Source organism: Brucella oryzae (assembly GCF_041929965.1).
GTDB classification, from domain to species: Bacteria; Pseudomonadota; Alphaproteobacteria; order Rhizobiales; family Rhizobiaceae; genus Brucella; species Brucella oryzae.
In genome coordinates this window covers 155,504-172,410 of the sequence record NZ_JBHEEO010000001.1, presented here as the reverse complement: position 1 = coordinate 172,410, position 16,907 = coordinate 155,504, and the positions used below count along the sequence as shown (strand labels likewise).

Below are 16,907 nucleotides of genomic sequence, written 5' to 3'. Positions count from 1 at the left end.
CGCTATTTCAACGGCCAGAAGAACATCAATGTTGGAACCGTTACAATCGCTATAATGACTGATAGTGGTAATCCCAGACGCGGATAGTCGCTGAATTTGTAACCTCCTGGTCCCATGACGAGCGTATTGCATTGATGGCCAATCGGCGTGAGAAAATCACATCCAGCGCCTATCGCCACTGCCATCAAAAAGGCTTCCGGTTTGAAACCAAGTCCGGAAGCAAAACTTGTTGCGATGGGAGCCATGACGAGCACCGTCGCGGCATTGTTGAGAAATGGTGTCACCATCATCGCGGCTACAAGAATTAATGCCAAAGCACCTGCTGGCGGTAATTGATGACCGATGGTGGCAAGCCCTTCGGCTATGATATCCGTGCCGCCGGTCGTTCTCAGCGCGTCCGAAACAGGGATAAGTGCAGCAAGCATGACCAAAATTGGGCCATCGATTTCATCATAGACCTCGTTGAGTGGGATCACTTTGAACAGCAGCATAGCGACGGCAGCCGCGAAGAAAGCGACTGCCACAGGGACAAGGCTTAAAGCGGTTGCTCCGATGGCAGCAATCAGGATAGCGAGCGGGATCAATCCACGCCTAACGCTGCCGAGCATCAACTTGCGACGAGCAAGCGGTAGCAATTCGAACTCCGGCAGAAAAGTGGATAGATTTGCCTGTCTGCCTTGCAGCACGATGACATCGCCGAAGCGCAGAATGACTTCGCTAAGACGTTCGGTAATACGTTCACCCGGTCGGCTCACTGCTAGTAAGTTCAGATCATAGCGTGCAAAAAGGGCTAGTCTTTGGGCGGTTAGACCGATAAGGCGCGAGTTCTTGCCAATAACAGCCTCAACGGCCTCAATGTCGGTGGAGCCGCTGGTCTCTGAAGGATTGCGGTTTTCAGATAGAGTGAGTTTTCCGGCGCTTATGATTGCATCGAGCGCTTTGGGGTCGCCTTCCAGAAGGACCACGTCCCCTTCGTTCAGAATTGTGTCGGGAAGCGGCGTCAGTCGCTGGTTGTTACGTATGACGGAAGTCACCATCGCTTCGCCTTCCGCCGCCTTGATAAGATCGGTCACGCGTTTGCCGGTCATCGTCGAAGTTTTGGTGATACGTGCTTCGGAAGCATAATTCTTGATCTTGATTGCTTCATCCAGCGAAACATTTTCGCGAGTGCGCTGCGGAACGAGCCAATAAAAAAGTACCAGATAGACGAGCCCCACGGCTGAAAGTACCGCCCCGACAGGTGTGAAGTCGAACATGGTGAACGGCTCTCCGACCATTTCACCACGGATGCGGGAAACGACGATATTGGGCGAAGTACCCACCTGGGTCATCAATCCGCCGAGCAGCGCGCCGAATGCCATTGGCATGAGAAAGGTCGACGGGGAAACGTTGGAACGGCGCGCGAACTGAAAAGCAACTGGAATCATGATTGCCAACGCACCGACATTTTTTACAAATGCGGAGAGAACAGTTACCACCGCGACGAGAACAGCGAGCTGCAGTCGTACGCTATTCATTTCCGGCAAAAAACGCTGAACTGCCGCCTGCATAAGGCCGGAGCGCGCCACTCCGGCGCTGACCACTAAAGCGCTGCCAACAATAATGACAATGTCGTCGCTGAAACCTGAAAAAGCCTGATCGAAGGGGACAACGCCGACTGCAATGCCTAGAAGAAGTGCACAGAGGGCGACCACATCATAGCGGAACTTGCCCCAGATAAACGCTCCCATCATGAGTATGATTACCGCGAAGGAGAGTATCTGCTGATGCGTCATCTATCGGAATTTCCTCACAGGCGGAAAAATATTCCACTTCTGTGTAGCCGATAAATTCTAAAACAGAAATCGATTATTATAGCCGGTTGCGTCCTTTTGAAGAACGCAACCGGCTATAATGTCAATCATTTATGCGCTGACCGTCACTGCCGAAAATATGCATATTTCCTGCGAGTGCACCGACTCTGACAGTCTCGTCGATATTATGTGCAGAGCGTCCGGCAATACGGAAAATAAGCGGCTTACCGTCCGGCAAGGCGGCGTGAATGTAGCTTTCAGCGCCGACCAGTTCGACAGCTTCAATACGGACGGTCGTATTGAATCCGTCGGTATCCGGCTCTCCGTCTTTCAGAATATGGATATCTTCAGGACGGACACCGATGGTGAATTTTCCCGCAGGTGTTCTCACAGCGTTGCCGGTTGTCCAGCCGGTGGAATCGCTTTGCAGCAGATTCATTGATGGGGAGCCGATAAACGTTGCAACGAATGTGGAGGCTGGCTTTTCATAAAGCTCGATCGGCGTGCCGACCTGTTCAATATGACCAGCATAGAGCACCACAAGACGGTCTGCCATGGTCATGGCCTCCATCTGGTCATGAGTGACGTAGACGCTGGTGGTGCCGAGTGAACGTTGCAGACGCTTGATCTCCACGCGCATCTGCACGCGCAGCTTTGCATCGAGGTTGGAAAGGGGCTCATCGAAGAGGAAGGCCGCAGGCTCGCGCACGATGGCGCGGCCCATGGCGACGCGCTGGCGCTGGCCACCAGAAAGCTGGCGCGGCTTACGCTCAAGAAATTGTTCAATTTCGAGAGCCTTCGCAGCCTTCGCTATGCGACGTTCTATTTCGTCTTTTGGCGTTTTGCGGTTCTTCAAGCCGTAGGCAAGATTTTCGCGGACCGTCATATGCGGGTAGAGCGCATAATTCTGAAATACCATGGCGATATCGCGTTCAGCAGGTTCAACATCGTTGACCACGCGGCTGCCGATGGAAATGGTACCGGATGTAATACTTTCGAGACCGGCAATCATGCGCAGGAGTGTGGACTTGCCGCAGCCCGATGGGCCTACCAGTACCACAAATTCGCCGTCGTTGATCTCCAGCGATACGCCTTTGATGACTTCGACATTGCCGCCATAGCTCTTGCGGACGTTATCAAGAACGATTTTACTCATTACTTTTCCGTTTCAACGAGACCTTTGACAAACCAGCGCTGCATCAACACCACGACGAGGATCGGTGGGATGATGGCCAGAATGGCTGTTACCATGACGTAGTTCCAAGGCGTGGACGCATCGGCCCAATCGACCATACGGCGCAGACCGATGATGATCGTGTTCATCTTGGCATCATTTGTAACGAGCAGTGGCCACAGATACTGGGTCCATCCGTAAATGAAGAGAATGACGAAAAGCGCTGCAATATTCGTCTTTGAAAGGGGGAGCAGGATATCCCGCATGAAACGGAATGGTCCGGCGTTGTCGATACGCGCTGCTTCAACCAGTTCACCCGGAATGGTGAGAAAGAACTGACGAAACAGGAAGGTTGCCGTCGCTGACGCCATCAGAGGCAGGGTCAGCCCGGCATAGGTGTCGATCATGCCGAGATCGACGATCACCTTGTATGTCGGCAGGATGCGAACCTCCACTGGCAGCATCAACGTTATGAAGATCATCCAGAAGAAAAACATACGTAGCGGGAAGCGAAAAAACACAATCGCGAAAGCTGACATGAACGAGATGATGATCTTGCCGACCGCGATTGCCATGGCGACCACGAACGAGTTCCATAAAAGCCGCTCTAGACTGACGCCGACAACGCGCTCCACGCCACCGAAGATAGCCTCGCCGTAGTTTTCGACGAAATGATCGCCGGGCAGCAACGAAATTGGTGGGCGAATGATCTGTGTCGAAGTCATCGTCGAAGCGACGAAGGTATAGTAGATCGGAAAGGCGACGATAATAATGCCTACGATCAGGATGAGGTGGCCGATCAGGTTTGAGACTGGGCGTTTTTCTATCATTGTCGCCTCACTCACGAATAATGTACGCGCTTCTCGACGAAGCGGAACTGGAAGGCGGTCAAGGCAATAACGATTGCCATCAAAATGACGGACTGTGCCGAAGAGGAGCCCAGGTTGAGATTGACGAAGCCGTCGTTGTAAACTTTGTAGACCAGGGTTTCGGTAGCTTTGGCAGGTCCACCACCTGTAACAGCATGGATGATGCCGAACGTATCGAAGAAGGCGTAAACCGTATTCACGACCAGCAGGAAGAAAGAAGTTGGCGCAAGAAGCGGAAATACAATAGACCAAAATCTCCGCGATCCGCGCGCGCCATCGATGGCGGCTGCTTCGATCAATGATTTAGGAATCGCTTGCAAACCCGCAACAAAGAACAGAAAATTATATGAGATCTGTTTCCATGCCGCGGCAACAACGACCAAGCCCATGGCTTGATTGCCATCAAGCAGTGGATCCCATGCAATACCATTGCGCCGCAGTATATAGGCAAAAGTGCCCATCGCGGGATTGAACATGAAGAGCCACAACATGCCTGCAACGGCTGGAGCCACGGCATATGGCCAGATCAGAAGCGTACGATAAAATGTCTTTCCGCGGATGACGCGGTCCGCCGCCGTTGCAAGCAATAATGCTGCGCCCATGGCCAGCAGCGCGGTCAGAATGTTGAAAACTATCGTCACTCTGAATGAATGTAGATAGTTGGGGTCGGCCAGAACGGTTGTGAAGTTAGCAAGTCCCACGAAGGTGGACTTTAGCCCGAACGCGTCTTCACGCATGAAGGATTGATAAATTGCCTGACTGGCTGGCCAAAAGAAAAACACCACAGTCAGAATGATCTGTGGGGCCAGCAGGAAATAGGGCAAGATTTTATTCGGAAAGGTAACTTTCTGCACGGGGAGCTTCCTCGTGGGGCAACAGGGCCGCCCGCCAAGAAGGCAGGCGGCATCGTGTCAATTGGTCAATTATTGCTGAGCTGCGGCAATCGCGTCATTGGCGCGTTTGACACCGTTTTCGAGTGCGGTTTTCGCATCCTGCTTGCCGCCGAGCATGGCTTCGAACTCTTCGTTCAGAATATCGCGAACCTGCGGCAGGTTGATAAGACGAACACCCTTTGAATTTTCAGTGGGTGCCTTGCCCATCATCTGGAGAATAGGTGTTTCACGGCCTGGGTTTTTTTCATAGAAATCCGATTTCTTGGTTTCCTCGTACGCAGCCAACGTCACAGGCAGGTAGCCGGACTTTTCGTGCAGCTTGACCTGAATTTTGGTCTGCGAGAGGAAGTTGAAGAATTCTGCGACGCCTTTGTACTGTTCGTCGCTGAGACCGGCGAAGACCCATAGAGCTGCACCGCCCGGGATCGTGTTCTGCGGACCGTGACCTTCATAATAAGGCAGCTGGCCAATGCCGTAATTGATGCCCGACTTTACAACGTCTCCGAGACCGCCGGAGGATTCGGTCAACATTGCGCATTCACCGGAGGTGAAAAGCTGTTTGGCTTCCGATGTGCGGCCACCGTAACGGAACGTACCGTCTTTCGCGAGGTCAGCAATAGACTGGAAGTGCTGAATGTAAAGCGGTGAATTGATTTCAAGCTTCACATCGGTACCGCCGAGACCGTTTTCATTCGTTCCGTAAGGAACGTTGTTCCAGGCAGCAAAGTTTTCGGTCTGAATCCAGGTCAGCCATGTGGAGGTGAAACCGCACGGTGCCGCGCCGCTGGACTTGATCTTCTTGGCTGCTTCGAAAACTTCCGGCCAGGTCTTTGGCGGATTTTTTTCATCGAGGCCAGCCTTTTTGAAGGCGTCCTTATTGTAATAGAGTATTGGCGACGAGGAATTGTACGGGAAGGACAGCATGGTGCCATCCGGCTTGGAATAATAAGCCACGATGCCCGGTAAATATTGCGACTTGTCGAACTTATAGCCGCCCTTTTCGAGCACCTCGGCAGCCGGGACTACTGCGCCTTCGGCAGCCATCATGACGCCGCTACCGGCATCGAAGACCTGAAGGATTGCAGGCGGCTGCTTGGAACGGAACGCGGCAATGCCGGCATTCAACGTTTCAGGGTAGGTTCCCTTATAGACGGGAACGATCTTGTATTCGCTCTGGCTTTCGTTGAACTCTTTCGAAAGCTCATTGACCATTTCATTGTTGGCACCGGTCATGCCGTGCCACCATGCCAGTTCCGTCTGGGCGAATGCCTGCGAACCGATGGTGAGGGAGAGGGCGCCGGTCAGCGCTGAAGTCGTGATCAGACGGATAAGCATGTTTCCTCCTCGAGTGTGAGAGTACGTGAACATTTGAGCTCCTTCGTAATGGTCTCAAAGTTCCGACATCTGCAATATATTCATTGCACTTATATGAATGCAATTTTTGCCAAAGGATCAACCTTCGAATCTTCCAATGGCAGAATAAATTCGAAAACGATAGCGTTCTAAATGAAAAAAAGTGAAAGGCGGGCGACAATGATGGGGAGAGCATGTGAAAAATAAAACATTGGAGAATACCTCCTAATCTCATTTTCTCACGATGGTTCGAGGTTCTGCGTCCAGCGGATTGACCAATTCATAAGTATCAATTGATTATACGCGCTTCGAATCCGGTCGACGGGTCTTGTCGAATTTTATCTTTAACCGGATCGGATATTGCTCAACTTGCTGACAGGTGAAGTTATGTCGAGTGACGATCGCAGGAAAAGTCGCGTTACGCTACTGGATGTGGCACGCCACGCCAATGTATCGCGCGCGACAGCTTCCCTTGTCATCCGCAAAAGCCCGTTGGTGGGAGCGGCGACGCGCGAAAAGGTGGAAAAAGCCTTAAAGGAATTGGGCTATGTTTATAATATGGGGGCCGCTAGTCTCCGGGTAGAGCGGTCGAATACGGTTGGTGTCATCGTGCCTACCCTCGGCAACCCGTTTTACGGCGAGTTGCTTTCAGGAATAGACAGTGTTGTGGGTGAAGCTGGGCTGGTCGTTCTTCTGGCAAACAGTCACGAGAATTTCGCCAACCAAAGCACTCTTATGCAACGCATGCGTGAACATGGCGTTGACGGCGTGATCATGTCGCCGACAGCAGAAACTGCACCGGAATTCATCGAACAAGTCGCTGACTGGGGCTTACCCGTGGTGCAGGTCCTACGTCATGTGAGTGATCGAATCGACTATGCAGGCGTTGATTACGCGGGTGGGATGCGGCAGGCGGTCAATCATCTTGCCAGGCTTGGGCATAGGACAATCGCATTTGCTGTGCACGGTCCGGTTCATTCCGCATATCGCGAGCGCGTGGAGGGGTTTCGCGATGCGATGCAGCAACGAGGCCTCGACCCCGAAATGATTGTTCGCTTTCCGCATACGATGCCGGAAATTGCCAAAGCTGCTCCGATACTCTTTCAGGAAGGTCGTGAGCCGACAGCGGCAATCTGCTTCAATGACGTGATTGCGTTAGGCCTTTCGGCTGGCCTTTATGATTGCGGGAGAAAAATAGGTGAGGATTTTTCTCTGATAGGCTTTGATGATGTAAGCGATGCCGAAGCGACGCGTCCGCGCTTGAGTTCTGTATCAACTCGGCCTGTTACAGTGGGCCAGAACGCTGCTAGATTGCTTCTATCCCGTTTGGCAAACCCAAAAACCGAAGCGCAACGGATTGTTAGTGAAACATATCTGCAGGTAAGGCAGTCCTGCGGTCCGGTAAAAGCGTCCGTCATCTAGTCCGAATTAATGATTGACGAACGAGGTTAAACGCATTTAGATCGATCTAAATTTATTGCCGCCAGGAGGAAAAGTCGGCATAGTTCGTGTACCGGGAGGTTCAGCATTGTATAATTTCAACTTCGCGCCTGTTTTCGCGTCGATGGACAAGCTGCTTGTCGGCGCATGGCAGACAATTGAGCTTTCCTGCGCTGCTATGGTGCTGGGCCTCATCGTCTCGGTTGTCTGCGCGGTCGGCAAGACGTCTGGACCAAAGCCGGTTCGCTTTATCATCGACACCTATATCGAAATTATCCGTAACACACCGTTTCTGGTGCAGATTTTCTTCATCTTCTTTGGGTTGCCGTCTGCCGGTTTGCGATTATCGCCCAACAGCGCGGCGCTTCTCGCGCTGGTGGTGAATTTCGGCGCCTACGGCACGGAAATTATTCGCGCCGGTATTGAATCTATTCACAAAGGCCAAGTGGAAGCGGGGACCGCGCTCGGTCTCTCCAAACTGCAAGTCTTTCGCTATGTCATCATGAAACCGGCCTTGCGGACGGTTTATCCGTCACTGACCAGCCAATTCATCTATCTGATGCTGACCTCTAGTGTCGTTTCGGTCATATCGGCGAATGAGCTTGCGGCTGCCGGTAACGATCTGCAATCCGCGACTTTCGCGAGTTTCGAGGTCTATATCGTTATCACGCTCATGTACCTTGTCATGTCCATCGGTTTCTCGGCCATTTTTGCGCTGATCGAGAAGATGGCATTTAAATATCCGTTGAGCCGATAGGAGCGGGCCATGATCAGACCTTTCGGCTGGAACGAATTCCTCATTATCGTCTATGCAGCGCAATGGACTATCGCTCTTTCCGCTATTGCTTTTGTCGGTGGGGGAATCGGTGGGTTGCTTGTCGCGCTGATGCGAGTCTCTGATGCTCGCGTTCCACGTTACGTCGCACTCGGCTTCATACGGCTGTTTCAGGGTACGCCGCTTCTGATGCAGCTATTCCTGGTGTTTTTTGGCCTGAATATTTTTGGTCTGGGTATCAATCCGTGGATTGCTGCGACGATTGCACTGACATTGCATGCGAGCGCGTTTCTCGGTGAGATTTGGCGCGGTTGTATCGATGCAGTGCCGCCTGGCCAACGTGAAGCAGCTACGGCGCTGGGGCTACGCTACTATAACCGCATGCGCTACGTGATCCTGCCGCAGGCCGCTCGCATTTCTGTCGCGCCGACCGTGGGCTTTTTAGTGCAACTCATCAAGGGCACGTCGCTTGCCGCGATCATCGGTTTCACAGAACTGACGCGACAGGGACAGATCATCAACAATGCGACGTTCAGCCCGTTCATGGTGTTTGGCACAGTAGCGGCTGTCTATTTTGTCCTTTGCTGGCCGCTATCTATTTTAGCGCGTCGCATGGAAACGAGGTTTTCTCGCGCTACAGCTCGGTAACTGGGGGGGCTTGGGAAAGACGAACGGCGCTTCCGACTGAATGTGGCACGATACTGCATCAGCGAATTTGCCGAGATAATGAAACGATGCCGGTGAGGAGATCGGCTATTAATAGGGAAGGAATAAGCATGACTATCACCAGACGTTTGGCAATGGCCTTGATTGGTGCGGGAGCTCTCGCGACGGTGTTGGCACCGACAGCTTTTGCACAGACTGTTGACGGCATTAAGTCTGCCGGAAAAATCAAGATCGGTATGCTGGTCGACTTTCCGCCGTTTGGCATCATGAACACTAGCAATGAACCGGATGGCTATGACGCCGATGTAGCAAAGCTGCTGGCGAAGGAACTGGGCGTTGAAGCTCAGATCGTACCGGTTACCGGTCCAAACCGGATCCCATATCTGCAGAGCGGGCAGGTCGATGTTCTAGTTGCCTCGTTGGGCATCACCGAGGAACGCGCCAAGAGCGTTGACTTCTCGCAGCCCTATGCGGGCATTTCGATCGGCGTGTTTGGGCCAAAAGATATTGCTGTTGCAAAGCCGGAGGATATTTCCGGTAAAACCATCGGCGTCGCGCGCGCGTCCACACAGGACACAGCAGTAACTAAGGTAGCACCACAGGACGCAAACATTCGTCGCTTCGATGATGACGCAAGCGCTGTGCAGGCTCTGCTCTCGGGGCAGGTTGAGCTTATCGGTCTTTCCAATGTCGTGGCTGCCGAAATCGAAAAGGCTGCGCCGGGCCGTTATGAGCAGAAAATTCAGCTCAGCCAGCAGGTGCAGGGTATCGCTGTTCGTAAAGGTTCGACGGAAATGCTCGAATTCGTCAACAAATTCATCGAAAAGGTGAAGAGCGACGGCGAATTGAACAAGATTCATGAGAAGTGGCTTGGTACGCCGCTGCCGGATTTTGTTTCTCAGGCAAAGTAAGCTCTCGAATTTTGTCATGCCCGCCGAATGGACGGGCATGACGACCCAGTCCACGAAAGTGAGTTTCTCGACATGAACCAGATGGCTCAGGGAAGAACGAACCGGCTTCCGCAGGATGTTTCCGATCCTGCAGTACTCATGCAGGGAGTGAACAAGTGGTACGGTAAGTATCACGCACTCAGAGATATCAATCTGACAGTGGCTCGCGGTGAGCGTATCGTGATTTGCGGTCCGTCTGGCTCGGGAAAGTCGACCCTTATCCGCTGCATCAATCAGCTGGAGACCATTCAGGAGGGCCGCATCGTTGTCGACGGCCATGACCTGACTGCAGGTGGAAAGAACGTGGATATTGTCCGACAGGAAACCGGCATGGTTTTCCAGCAGTTCAACCTCTTTCCGCATATGACGGTTCTTGAGAATTGCACTTTGGCTCCGATGAAAGTGCGTGGTGTTTCCAAGTCTGAAGCCGAAAAGACAGCACGCAAATATCTGGAGCGCGTTCGCATTCCTGAACAGGCGGATAAATATCCGGCACAGCTATCCGGCGGTCAGCAACAGCGTGTGGCGATTGCACGTGCACTCTGCATGAATCCCAAGATCATGCTTTTCGATGAACCGACTTCGGCACTTGATCCTGAAATGGTCAAGGAAGTTCTCGATACCATGATCGATCTCGCCAAGGAAGGTATGACCATGCTTTGCGTTACCCATGAAATGGGCTTCGCACGACAGGTGGCAGACCGTGTCATCTTCATGGATCAAGGGCAAATTCTCGAGATGGCGGAACCGGAGGAATTCTTTGGTAATCCGAAGCATGAGCGCACGAAGGCATTTATTGGTCAGATTTCCTGATCATCTCCAATAGTTTAGTAATGGAGTTTGAAGTGACGAACGAAGTTCTGCTCATAGAACCGATGATGCCGCTGATCGAAGAACGATTGGATGCATCATACAAGGTTCTTCGGCTGTACAAGCCGGAAGACAAGGCGGCAATCGACGCAGCCCTCGGCACGATCCGCGCCGTTGTTACCGGCGGCGGAACCGGGCTTTCCAACGAGTGGATAGAACGTCTGCCGTCCCTCGGTTTGATCGCTATCAACGGGGTTGGAACGGATAAGGTTGACCTCGCCTTTGCACGGGATCGCAAAGTGCATGTCAGTACTACACCGGGTGTTTTGACCGATGATGTTGCCGATATTGGTATTGCCCTTATGCTTGCGGTGATGCGCCATGTTGGTGCAGGTGACCAGTTTGTGCGGCAAGGCAAATGGGCCCGCCGGGAAGCATTTCCTCTTGGGGTTAGCCCAAAGGGCAAGCGGGTTGGCATTCTGGGGCTTGGCCAGATCGGAAAGTCGTTTGCACGACGGGCAGAAGCATTCGGTATGGAAGTGCATTACTGGAATCGCTCGCCTGTCGCTGGCACAGACTGGATTGCGCACACGACTCCGGTGGAGCTCGCGCGGGAAAGTGACGTGCTCGCAGTCTGTGTTGCGGCTAACCCATCAACGGCCAATATCGTCAACTCGGATGTTCTCGCAGCGCTTGGAAACAGGGGCTATCTGGTCAATGTCGCCCGCGGCAGTGTCGTTGATGAAGAAGCGCTTCTGGCTGTATTGAATAACGGAATTATCGCTGGAGCTGGTCTTGACGTCTTCGTGGATGAACCGACGATACGCGAAGACTTCCTGACCGCGCCAAATACGGTGCTGATGCCGCATCAGGGCAGCGCAACTCTAGAAACACGTGTCGGAATGGGCGAACTCGTGCTCGTCAATCTCGCAGCATATTTTTCAGGCGATATTCCGCCGACCAAGGTAAACTGAGTTATTCCCATGATTGTCAGACAAGCCTTTTTTGAAGGTGCTATTCATGCTGGGCGCGAGAATGCGTTCAAAGCCTATGTGGCTGATATCCTTATGCCGATGTGGCTTGATTTTCCGGGCATCAGGGAAGTTCGTGTCCTTTACGCTGTCGAGCGCGACGAAGGTGCGCCCGCGTACCCGATGGTTCTCTGGACCAAATATGACAGTAGAGAGACTTTGGCGGAAGCGCTTGCTTCACCTGTTCGATATGCAAGTCGGGAGGCCACGAAGGGCCTCCTGGAAATGTTCGACGGGCATATACATCATCATGTTTTTGATCTCACCCCTGAGGGGTGAGATCTTTCTTGTTTAGGCGCCCCATGTCCGTTCAAGCACATTGATCCAGTTCGCATGAGCCAACTTGACGATGGAAGCATCGTCATAACCGTGTTTACGGAAGGCCTCTATGACGAGCTGAAGATCGCCGACATCGCGAAGAGTAGAAGAAATTGTGGTGCCGTCAAAATCGGAACCCAGAGCCAGATGGTCGATTCCGATGCGGTTGACGATGTAATCAGCATGGCGAACGAGTTCGCTCAGATCGGTATTCGGATCGCGCTTTCCGTCTTCACGCAGGAACGAAACGCCAAAATTAAGCCCGACGAGGCCGCCAGTATCACGAATGGCATCGAGTTGTTTGTCGGTCAGATTTCGGCTTTGCTGGCAAAGCGCGTGAGCATTGGAATGCGACGCCACGAGGGGTGCATCGGAAATTGCTGCGATATCCCAGAACCCTTTTTCGTTCATATGGGAAAGGTCAACCATGACTTTAAGTTCATTGCAGGCGCGAATGAGTGCCTTGCCATGATCCGTGAGACCGGGGCCGATATCAGGCGACGCTGGAAACCGGAAAGGTATGCCGTGGGCAAAAATATTTGGGCGGCTCCAGACAGGTCCCAGCGTTCTCAAGCCGGCCTCATGCAAAACATAAAGGGCATCAAGGTCTTCGCTAAAAGCCTCCACACCTTCGATATGATAGACAGAAGCGAAAATGCCTTTGGCAAATGCATCGCGAATATCGGCTGCCGTGCGGCAGATGCGGACGTTGCCCTCTGACGCTCGTTCGATCTTCAGAAGAATGGCCGACATAGCGAGCGTTGCCTTCATCGCATCCGTCTGGCTTGGCGTTGCGAGGTTGCCATTGGCGTCCAGTTCTCGTGAAGGTGAGGGCACGTATACTGCGCACAGACCGCCGCCGAGCCCCCCTTTCTGGGCACGTGGAAGATCAATGTGCCCGACATTCTCTCCTTCAAGAAAGCGCTTTTCCGGCTCGGAAGCGTCAGATGACCATAGGCGCAGTAGCACGTCGTTGTGGCCATCGAAAACGGGGATCTTCTGTTGTGTCGCCATGGGGAAGCCTTTTCAAATCAAATCCAGGATTTCAGGGCGGTGATGGACCCAAGTGAGAAGAATTGCAAATGCGATTTCGGACGCTTGATATGACTGCCCTGCATGAACAGCGATTCTTTCAAGCAAAAGGTCTCTTTTAGTTTGTCCTCATGCAAACTCTGCATAGGGAATGCAAAATTCTGCATTGGCCCCTGCCTCCGCTGACGTGATAGCGGGAAGCTGGAAAAATGTATCCAGAGATAGAACGCTGTCTATATGGTTCCCGATAACAGGAAGCCTTTCAGAAAGCGTTGCAAGAGGAGCTCTCAATGATTTCAAGACGTGGTTTTCTGGCAGGCGCTGCTGCCGTTCCTTTCCTGTCCTATGCAAGCATTTTGCCTGCAATAGGAGCCGGGCGTCAGGACATTCTGGTTGTGGCCCAGCAGCTCGACAATATGACCAGTCTTGATCCGCATGAGAGCTTTGAAGCTGTCGGCAGCGAAATCTGCAACAACATGTATCAGCGTCTGGTACATCCAAGTCTTTCCAATCCGGATCAGGTGGAAGGCGGCGTTGCTGTTTCCTGGGAAGCCGACGCTGATGGAAAAGCCTTCACCTTCAAGATCGATCCGAATGCAAAATTTGCAAGCGGCGCACAGATCACAGCTGATGATGTTGCCTTCTCGCTGCAGCGCGCGATCAAGATGAACAAGGGCCCAGCTTTCATCATTGGCCAGTTCGGTTTCACGCCTGAAAATGTGGAGAAGAACATCGTTGCAACTGATCCGTCGACATTGACTCTGACGGTTGAGCAGTCAACGTCGCTGCCTTTCCTGCTGTATTGCCTGTCGGCCAGCGTCGCCAGTATTGTTGAAAAGAAGGCCGTTCTGGAAAATGCCTCCGGTGACGATCTCGGTAATGGCTGGCTTCAGAAAAACAGCGCCGGTTCGGGTGAATGGGTTCTCGTTTCCTGGAAGCCGAGCGAAAGCATTATGCTGAACGTTAATCCGCATGGCGCATACAAGGGCAATGTGAAGCGCATCCTTTTGCGTCACGTTGCGGACCCGTCCTCGCAGCTTCTCATGCTCCAGAAGGGGGACGTCGATATTGCACGTAACCTCACTACCGAGCAGCTTCGTGTTCTGGATGGCGATGAAAGCTATAATCTGGTGCGCAAGGGTGTCGGCGGTTTGATGCTGATGTCGCTCAACCAGAGCGTGGAAGTTCTTGCCAAACCGAAAGTCTGGGAAGCAATCAAGTGGGCTGTAGACTATGATGGCATCCAGAAGAATATCGTGCCGCTGAATTACAAGGTTCACCAAAGTCTCGTTCCTGAAGGTTTTCCGGCAGCGCTGAATGAGAATCCGTTCAAGAAGGATATTGCTAAGGCGAAGGCTCTGCTCGCCGAAGCTGGTGTTCCCGATGGCTTTTCTATCAAGATGGATCACTATTCGGCACAGCCGAGCCCCGATATCGCACAGGCGATTCAGGCAAGCCTTGCCGAAATCGGTATCAAGGTAGAGCTGCTGGCTGCTGAAAATCGTCAGGTTCTGACGAAGATGCGCGCTCGTGAACACCAGATGGCATTGACTGTATGGGGGTCGGACTATTTCGATCCGAACACCAATGTCGATGTCTTCTGCAACAATCCGGATAATTCTGATGATGCGAAAACGAAGCCTTTTGCATGGCGCTCGCACTTCCAGAATGAGGATTTCTCCAAGAAGTCTCTTGCTGCGCGTGATGAACAGGATCCGGCAAAGCGCGTGAAGATGTATGAAGATCTGCAGCGCGAATTCATGAACAACAGCCCGTTCATCATCATGATGCAGAAGTTCGAGACGGCCGCCTGCCGCAAGGATGTTACCGGAATGCGTCTTGGCGTCCTGTCCGATTCTCATTCCTATGCAGGGATCGCCAAGGCGTGAAGAAAAGCCTCAAGAACCTGACCGGTATCCTGAGCAGCGTGTTGATCACGCTGTTCGGGTTGATGGTCATTACTTTCATGATCGGTCGTGTTATGCCGGTCGATCCTGTTATCGCTGCGGTTGGTGACAACGCACCTGAGGCTGTTATCCAGCGTGTCCGTGCGGAGATGGGCCTTGATCAGCCGCTCGTGGTCCAGTTTGTGCACTATGTTGGACAGGTGCTGCACGGTGATTTCGGCAATTCCATCCTGACCCGAAATCCGGTGACGCAGGATATCGCTCGCTATTTTCCCGCGACATTGGAACTGGCAACGGCGGCACTTCTTGTTGCGGCGCTTGTCGGCATTCCACTGGGTGTTTGGGCTGCTGTCCGACAGGGTTCCGTTATCGACCAGACGATCCGCGTCATATGCCTTGCCGGTCATTCTGTTCCGGTCTTCATGCTGGCTCTGATATCGCTTCTGGTCTTCTATGCGACGCTCGATATCGCACCGGGACCCGGACGTCAGGACATCATCTATGAGGGCATGATCCCCCACGTTACCGGTCTGCTCACGATCGACAGTCTCCTTGAGGGGGACTGGGATGCGTTCTGGGACGCGGTCTACCATATGGTGCAGCCGGTCCTGATCCTCGCATATTTCAGTATGGCGTATATCACGCGTATGACCCGCGCCTTTATGCTTGATGCGCTCAAGGGTGAATTCGTGATTACGGCACGTGCGAAAGGCCTGTCTCTCACCTCCGTCATCTGGAAACATGCTTTCCCGACCGTTGCCGTGCAGCTGGTGACAGTTCTAGCGCTCACCTATGCAGGTCTGCTGGAGGGGGCTGTCGTGACCGAGACCGTCTTCAGTTGGCCCGGCCTCGGCCAGTATCTGACCGTGTCGCTGATGAATGCCGATATGAATCCGGTTGTGGGCGCTACGCTGCTCATCGGCGTCATTTATGTCGGGCTTAATCTGCTCGCCGATATCCTCTATAAAGTTCTGGATCCGCGTGTCCGATGATATTTGCTAATTTTCATAATTGGGCGCTGGATGAATCGCCCGCCTCCCGCTCTCAGGCGAACTGGGGCAGGCGCTATCGCATCTGGGTGAACCTTCGGGCCAATCCGCTCGCGATGATTGGTCTTTTTATAATCGTCGCTTTCGTCGTCCTGTCGCTGGCCGCGCCATTGCTGGCGCCGTACGATCCGAGTGTTCAGAATCTCGGTAATCGCCTTTCTGTTCCAACTGCGGCGCATTGGTTCGGGACTGATGAACTTGGCCGCGATATTCTTTCGCGCATTCTTTACGGCGGTCGCGTTACCCTTGGGATGGTCATCGCTGTCGTTATTCTGGTTGCGCCGATTGGCCTTTTCATTGGTTGTATCGCCGGGTATTTCGGTGGGATTGTTGACACTGCGTTAATGCGCGTCACGGATGTTTTTCTGGCGTTTCCGCGCTTGATCCTTGCGCTCGCTTTCGTGGCAGCACTTAAGCCTGGCGTTGAGAGCGCTGTGCTTGCAATCGCATTAACCGCTTGGCCCCCTTATGCTCGTCTTGCACGCGCGGAAACCATGACCTTGCGCAAAAGCGACTTCATCGCGGCAGCCAAGCTGACCGGTGCATCGTCTTTCCGTATCATTCTACGCCACATCATGCCGCTTTGCGTGCCGAGCGTCATTGTGCGCATTACGCTCGATATGAGCTCGATCATCATCACTGCAGCAAGCCTCGGTTTTCTCGGAATGGGCGCGCAGCCGCCATCACCGGAATGGGGAGCAATGATTGCCACCGCCAAACGCTTTATTTTCGAGCAATGGTGGGTTGCCACTATCCCCGGCATCGCGATCTTCCTCGTCTCGCTGGCGTTCAATTTCCTTGGCGACGGTCTGCGTGACGTGCTCGATCCAAAGCAGAATTGAGAGAA

General features: G+C 53.0%; 16 protein-coding genes. 10 read left to right on the top strand and 6 right to left on the bottom strand.

Annotated features, from left to right (window positions below):
* Window positions 1-2 precede the first annotated feature (2 nt).
* From JNC70_RS00840 to ugpB, 5 genes are all read right to left on the bottom strand, one after another.
* On the bottom strand, window positions 3-1,775 hold the full coding sequence (locus JNC70_RS00840) for an SLC13 family permease (protein WP_104754893.1): 1,773 nt from the start codon (window positions 1,773-1,775) through the stop codon (window positions 3-5).
* Between the two features lie 121 nt (window positions 1,776-1,896).
* A complete protein-coding gene (locus tag JNC70_RS00835) occupies window positions 1,897-2,949 on the bottom strand; it encodes a sn-glycerol-3-phosphate import ATP-binding protein UgpC (RefSeq protein WP_104754894.1) in 1,053 nt (350 codons plus the stop codon).
* Window positions 2,949-3,797: a sn-glycerol-3-phosphate ABC transporter permease UgpE gene (gene ugpE, locus JNC70_RS00830; RefSeq protein WP_104754895.1), complete on the bottom strand. Its 849-nt coding sequence runs from the start codon at window positions 3,795-3,797 to the stop codon at window positions 2,949-2,951. The genes JNC70_RS00835 and ugpE overlap by 1 nt, the downstream gene beginning before the upstream one ends.
* Window positions 3,798-3,808: 11 nt before the next feature.
* On the bottom strand, window positions 3,809-4,690 hold the full coding sequence (gene ugpA, locus JNC70_RS00825) for a sn-glycerol-3-phosphate ABC transporter permease UgpA (protein ID WP_104754896.1): 882 nt from the start codon (window positions 4,688-4,690) through the stop codon (window positions 3,809-3,811).
* Window positions 4,691-4,759: 69 nt separating this feature from the next.
* Complete coding sequence (gene ugpB, locus JNC70_RS00820; protein WP_167394034.1) at window positions 4,760-6,064, bottom strand: sn-glycerol-3-phosphate ABC transporter substrate-binding protein UgpB; 1,305 nt, start codon at window positions 6,062-6,064, stop codon at window positions 4,760-4,762.
* A gap of 405 nt (window positions 6,065-6,469) precedes the next feature.
* On the opposite strand from ugpB, the gene JNC70_RS00815 reads away from it, so the two are divergent.
* The 7 genes from JNC70_RS00815 (at window position 6,470) to JNC70_RS00785 (ending at window position 12,033) form a co-directional block, all read left to right on the top strand.
* The gene (locus JNC70_RS00815) at window positions 6,470-7,504 is read left to right on the top strand and encodes a LacI family DNA-binding transcriptional regulator (protein ID WP_104754897.1); all 1,035 of its coding nucleotides are present in this window, start codon (window positions 6,470-6,472) and stop codon (window positions 7,502-7,504) included.
* 106 nt (window positions 7,505-7,610) lie between these two features.
* A complete protein-coding gene (locus JNC70_RS00810) occupies window positions 7,611-8,279 on the top strand; it encodes an amino acid ABC transporter permease (RefSeq protein WP_104754898.1) in 669 nt (222 codons plus the stop codon).
* A 9-nt stretch (window positions 8,280-8,288) separates the two neighbouring features.
* Window positions 8,289-8,945, top strand: coding sequence for an amino acid ABC transporter permease (locus JNC70_RS00805; protein ID WP_104754899.1), 657 nt, complete (start codon window positions 8,289-8,291; stop codon window positions 8,943-8,945).
* A gap of 128 nt (window positions 8,946-9,073) precedes the next feature.
* Window positions 9,074-9,874 (top strand): transporter substrate-binding domain-containing protein, encoded by an 801-nt coding sequence (locus tag JNC70_RS00800; protein ID WP_167394035.1) that lies wholly within the window; start codon window positions 9,074-9,076, stop codon window positions 9,872-9,874.
* A gap of 72 nt (window positions 9,875-9,946) precedes the next feature.
* The gene (locus tag JNC70_RS00795) at window positions 9,947-10,726 is read left to right on the top strand and encodes an amino acid ABC transporter ATP-binding protein (protein WP_104754948.1); all 780 of its coding nucleotides are present in this window, start codon (window positions 9,947-9,949) and stop codon (window positions 10,724-10,726) included.
* Window positions 10,727-10,746: 20 nt separating this feature from the next.
* A complete protein-coding gene (locus JNC70_RS00790) occupies window positions 10,747-11,697 on the top strand; it encodes a 2-hydroxyacid dehydrogenase (protein WP_104754900.1) in 951 nt (316 codons plus the stop codon).
* Between the two features lie 9 nt (window positions 11,698-11,706).
* Window positions 11,707-12,033 carry a hypothetical protein gene (locus tag JNC70_RS00785; protein WP_104754901.1) on the top strand — a complete coding sequence of 109 codons (327 nt, stop codon included), beginning with the start codon at window positions 11,707-11,709 and terminating at the stop codon, window positions 12,031-12,033.
* A 12-nt stretch (window positions 12,034-12,045) separates the two neighbouring features.
* Here the strand turns inward: JNC70_RS00785 and JNC70_RS00780 are convergent, their stop codons facing one another.
* Complete coding sequence (locus JNC70_RS00780; protein ID WP_104754902.1) at window positions 12,046-13,086, bottom strand: dipeptidase; 1,041 nt, start codon at window positions 13,084-13,086, stop codon at window positions 12,046-12,048.
* A gap of 308 nt (window positions 13,087-13,394) precedes the next feature.
* On the opposite strand from JNC70_RS00780, the gene JNC70_RS00775 reads away from it, so the two are divergent.
* Genes JNC70_RS00775 through nikC form a run of 3 tightly spaced genes read left to right on the top strand, consistent with a single transcriptional unit; the run spans window position 13,395 to window position 16,902 of the window.
* Complete coding sequence (locus JNC70_RS00775; RefSeq protein ID WP_104754903.1) at window positions 13,395-14,993, top strand: ABC transporter substrate-binding protein; 1,599 nt, start codon at window positions 13,395-13,397, stop codon at window positions 14,991-14,993.
* Window positions 14,990-16,003, top strand: a complete 1,014-nt coding sequence (locus JNC70_RS00770; protein ID WP_104754904.1) for an ABC transporter permease — start codon at window positions 14,990-14,992, stop codon at window positions 16,001-16,003. Before JNC70_RS00775 ends, JNC70_RS00770 begins: the two co-directional genes overlap by 4 nt.
* Window positions 16,000-16,902, top strand: coding sequence for a nickel transporter permease (nikC, locus tag JNC70_RS00765; protein WP_104754905.1), 903 nt, complete (start codon window positions 16,000-16,002; stop codon window positions 16,900-16,902). The genes JNC70_RS00770 and nikC overlap by 4 nt, the downstream gene beginning before the upstream one ends.
* The last annotated feature ends 5 nt before the right edge of the window (window positions 16,903-16,907 follow it).

What these genes read in the sequence shown, in the direction of transcription:
- JNC70_RS00840 (WP_104754893.1), bottom strand. Translation starts at nt 1,775, where the DNA reads ATGACGCATCAGCAGATACTCTCCTTCGCGGTAATCATACTCATGATG.
- JNC70_RS00835 (WP_104754894.1), bottom strand. Translation starts at nt 2,949, where the DNA reads ATGAGTAAAATCGTTCTTGATAACGTCCGCAAGAGCTATGGCGGCAAT.
- ugpE (WP_104754895.1), bottom strand. Translation starts at nt 3,797, where the DNA reads ATGATAGAAAAACGCCCAGTCTCAAACCTGATCGGCCACCTCATCCTG.
- ugpB (WP_167394034.1), bottom strand. Translation starts at nt 6,064, where the DNA reads ATGCTTATCCGTCTGATCACGACTTCAGCGCTGACCGGCGCCCTCTCC.
- JNC70_RS00815 (WP_104754897.1), top strand. Translation starts at nt 6,470, where the DNA reads ATGTCGAGTGACGATCGCAGGAAAAGTCGCGTTACGCTACTGGATGTG.
- JNC70_RS00805 (WP_104754899.1), top strand. Translation starts at nt 8,289, where the DNA reads ATGATCAGACCTTTCGGCTGGAACGAATTCCTCATTATCGTCTATGCA.
- JNC70_RS00800 (WP_167394035.1), top strand. Translation starts at nt 9,074, where the DNA reads ATGACTATCACCAGACGTTTGGCAATGGCCTTGATTGGTGCGGGAGCT.
- JNC70_RS00795 (WP_104754948.1), top strand. Translation starts at nt 9,947, where the DNA reads ATGAACCAGATGGCTCAGGGAAGAACGAACCGGCTTCCGCAGGATGTT.
- JNC70_RS00790 (WP_104754900.1), top strand. Translation starts at nt 10,747, where the DNA reads ATGGAGTTTGAAGTGACGAACGAAGTTCTGCTCATAGAACCGATGATG.
- JNC70_RS00785 (WP_104754901.1), top strand. Translation starts at nt 11,707, where the DNA reads ATGATTGTCAGACAAGCCTTTTTTGAAGGTGCTATTCATGCTGGGCGC.
- JNC70_RS00780 (WP_104754902.1), bottom strand. Translation starts at nt 13,086, where the DNA reads ATGGCGACACAACAGAAGATCCCCGTTTTCGATGGCCACAACGACGTG.
- JNC70_RS00775 (WP_104754903.1), top strand. Translation starts at nt 13,395, where the DNA reads ATGATTTCAAGACGTGGTTTTCTGGCAGGCGCTGCTGCCGTTCCTTTC.
- nikC (WP_104754905.1), top strand. Translation starts at nt 16,000, where the DNA reads ATGATATTTGCTAATTTTCATAATTGGGCGCTGGATGAATCGCCCGCC.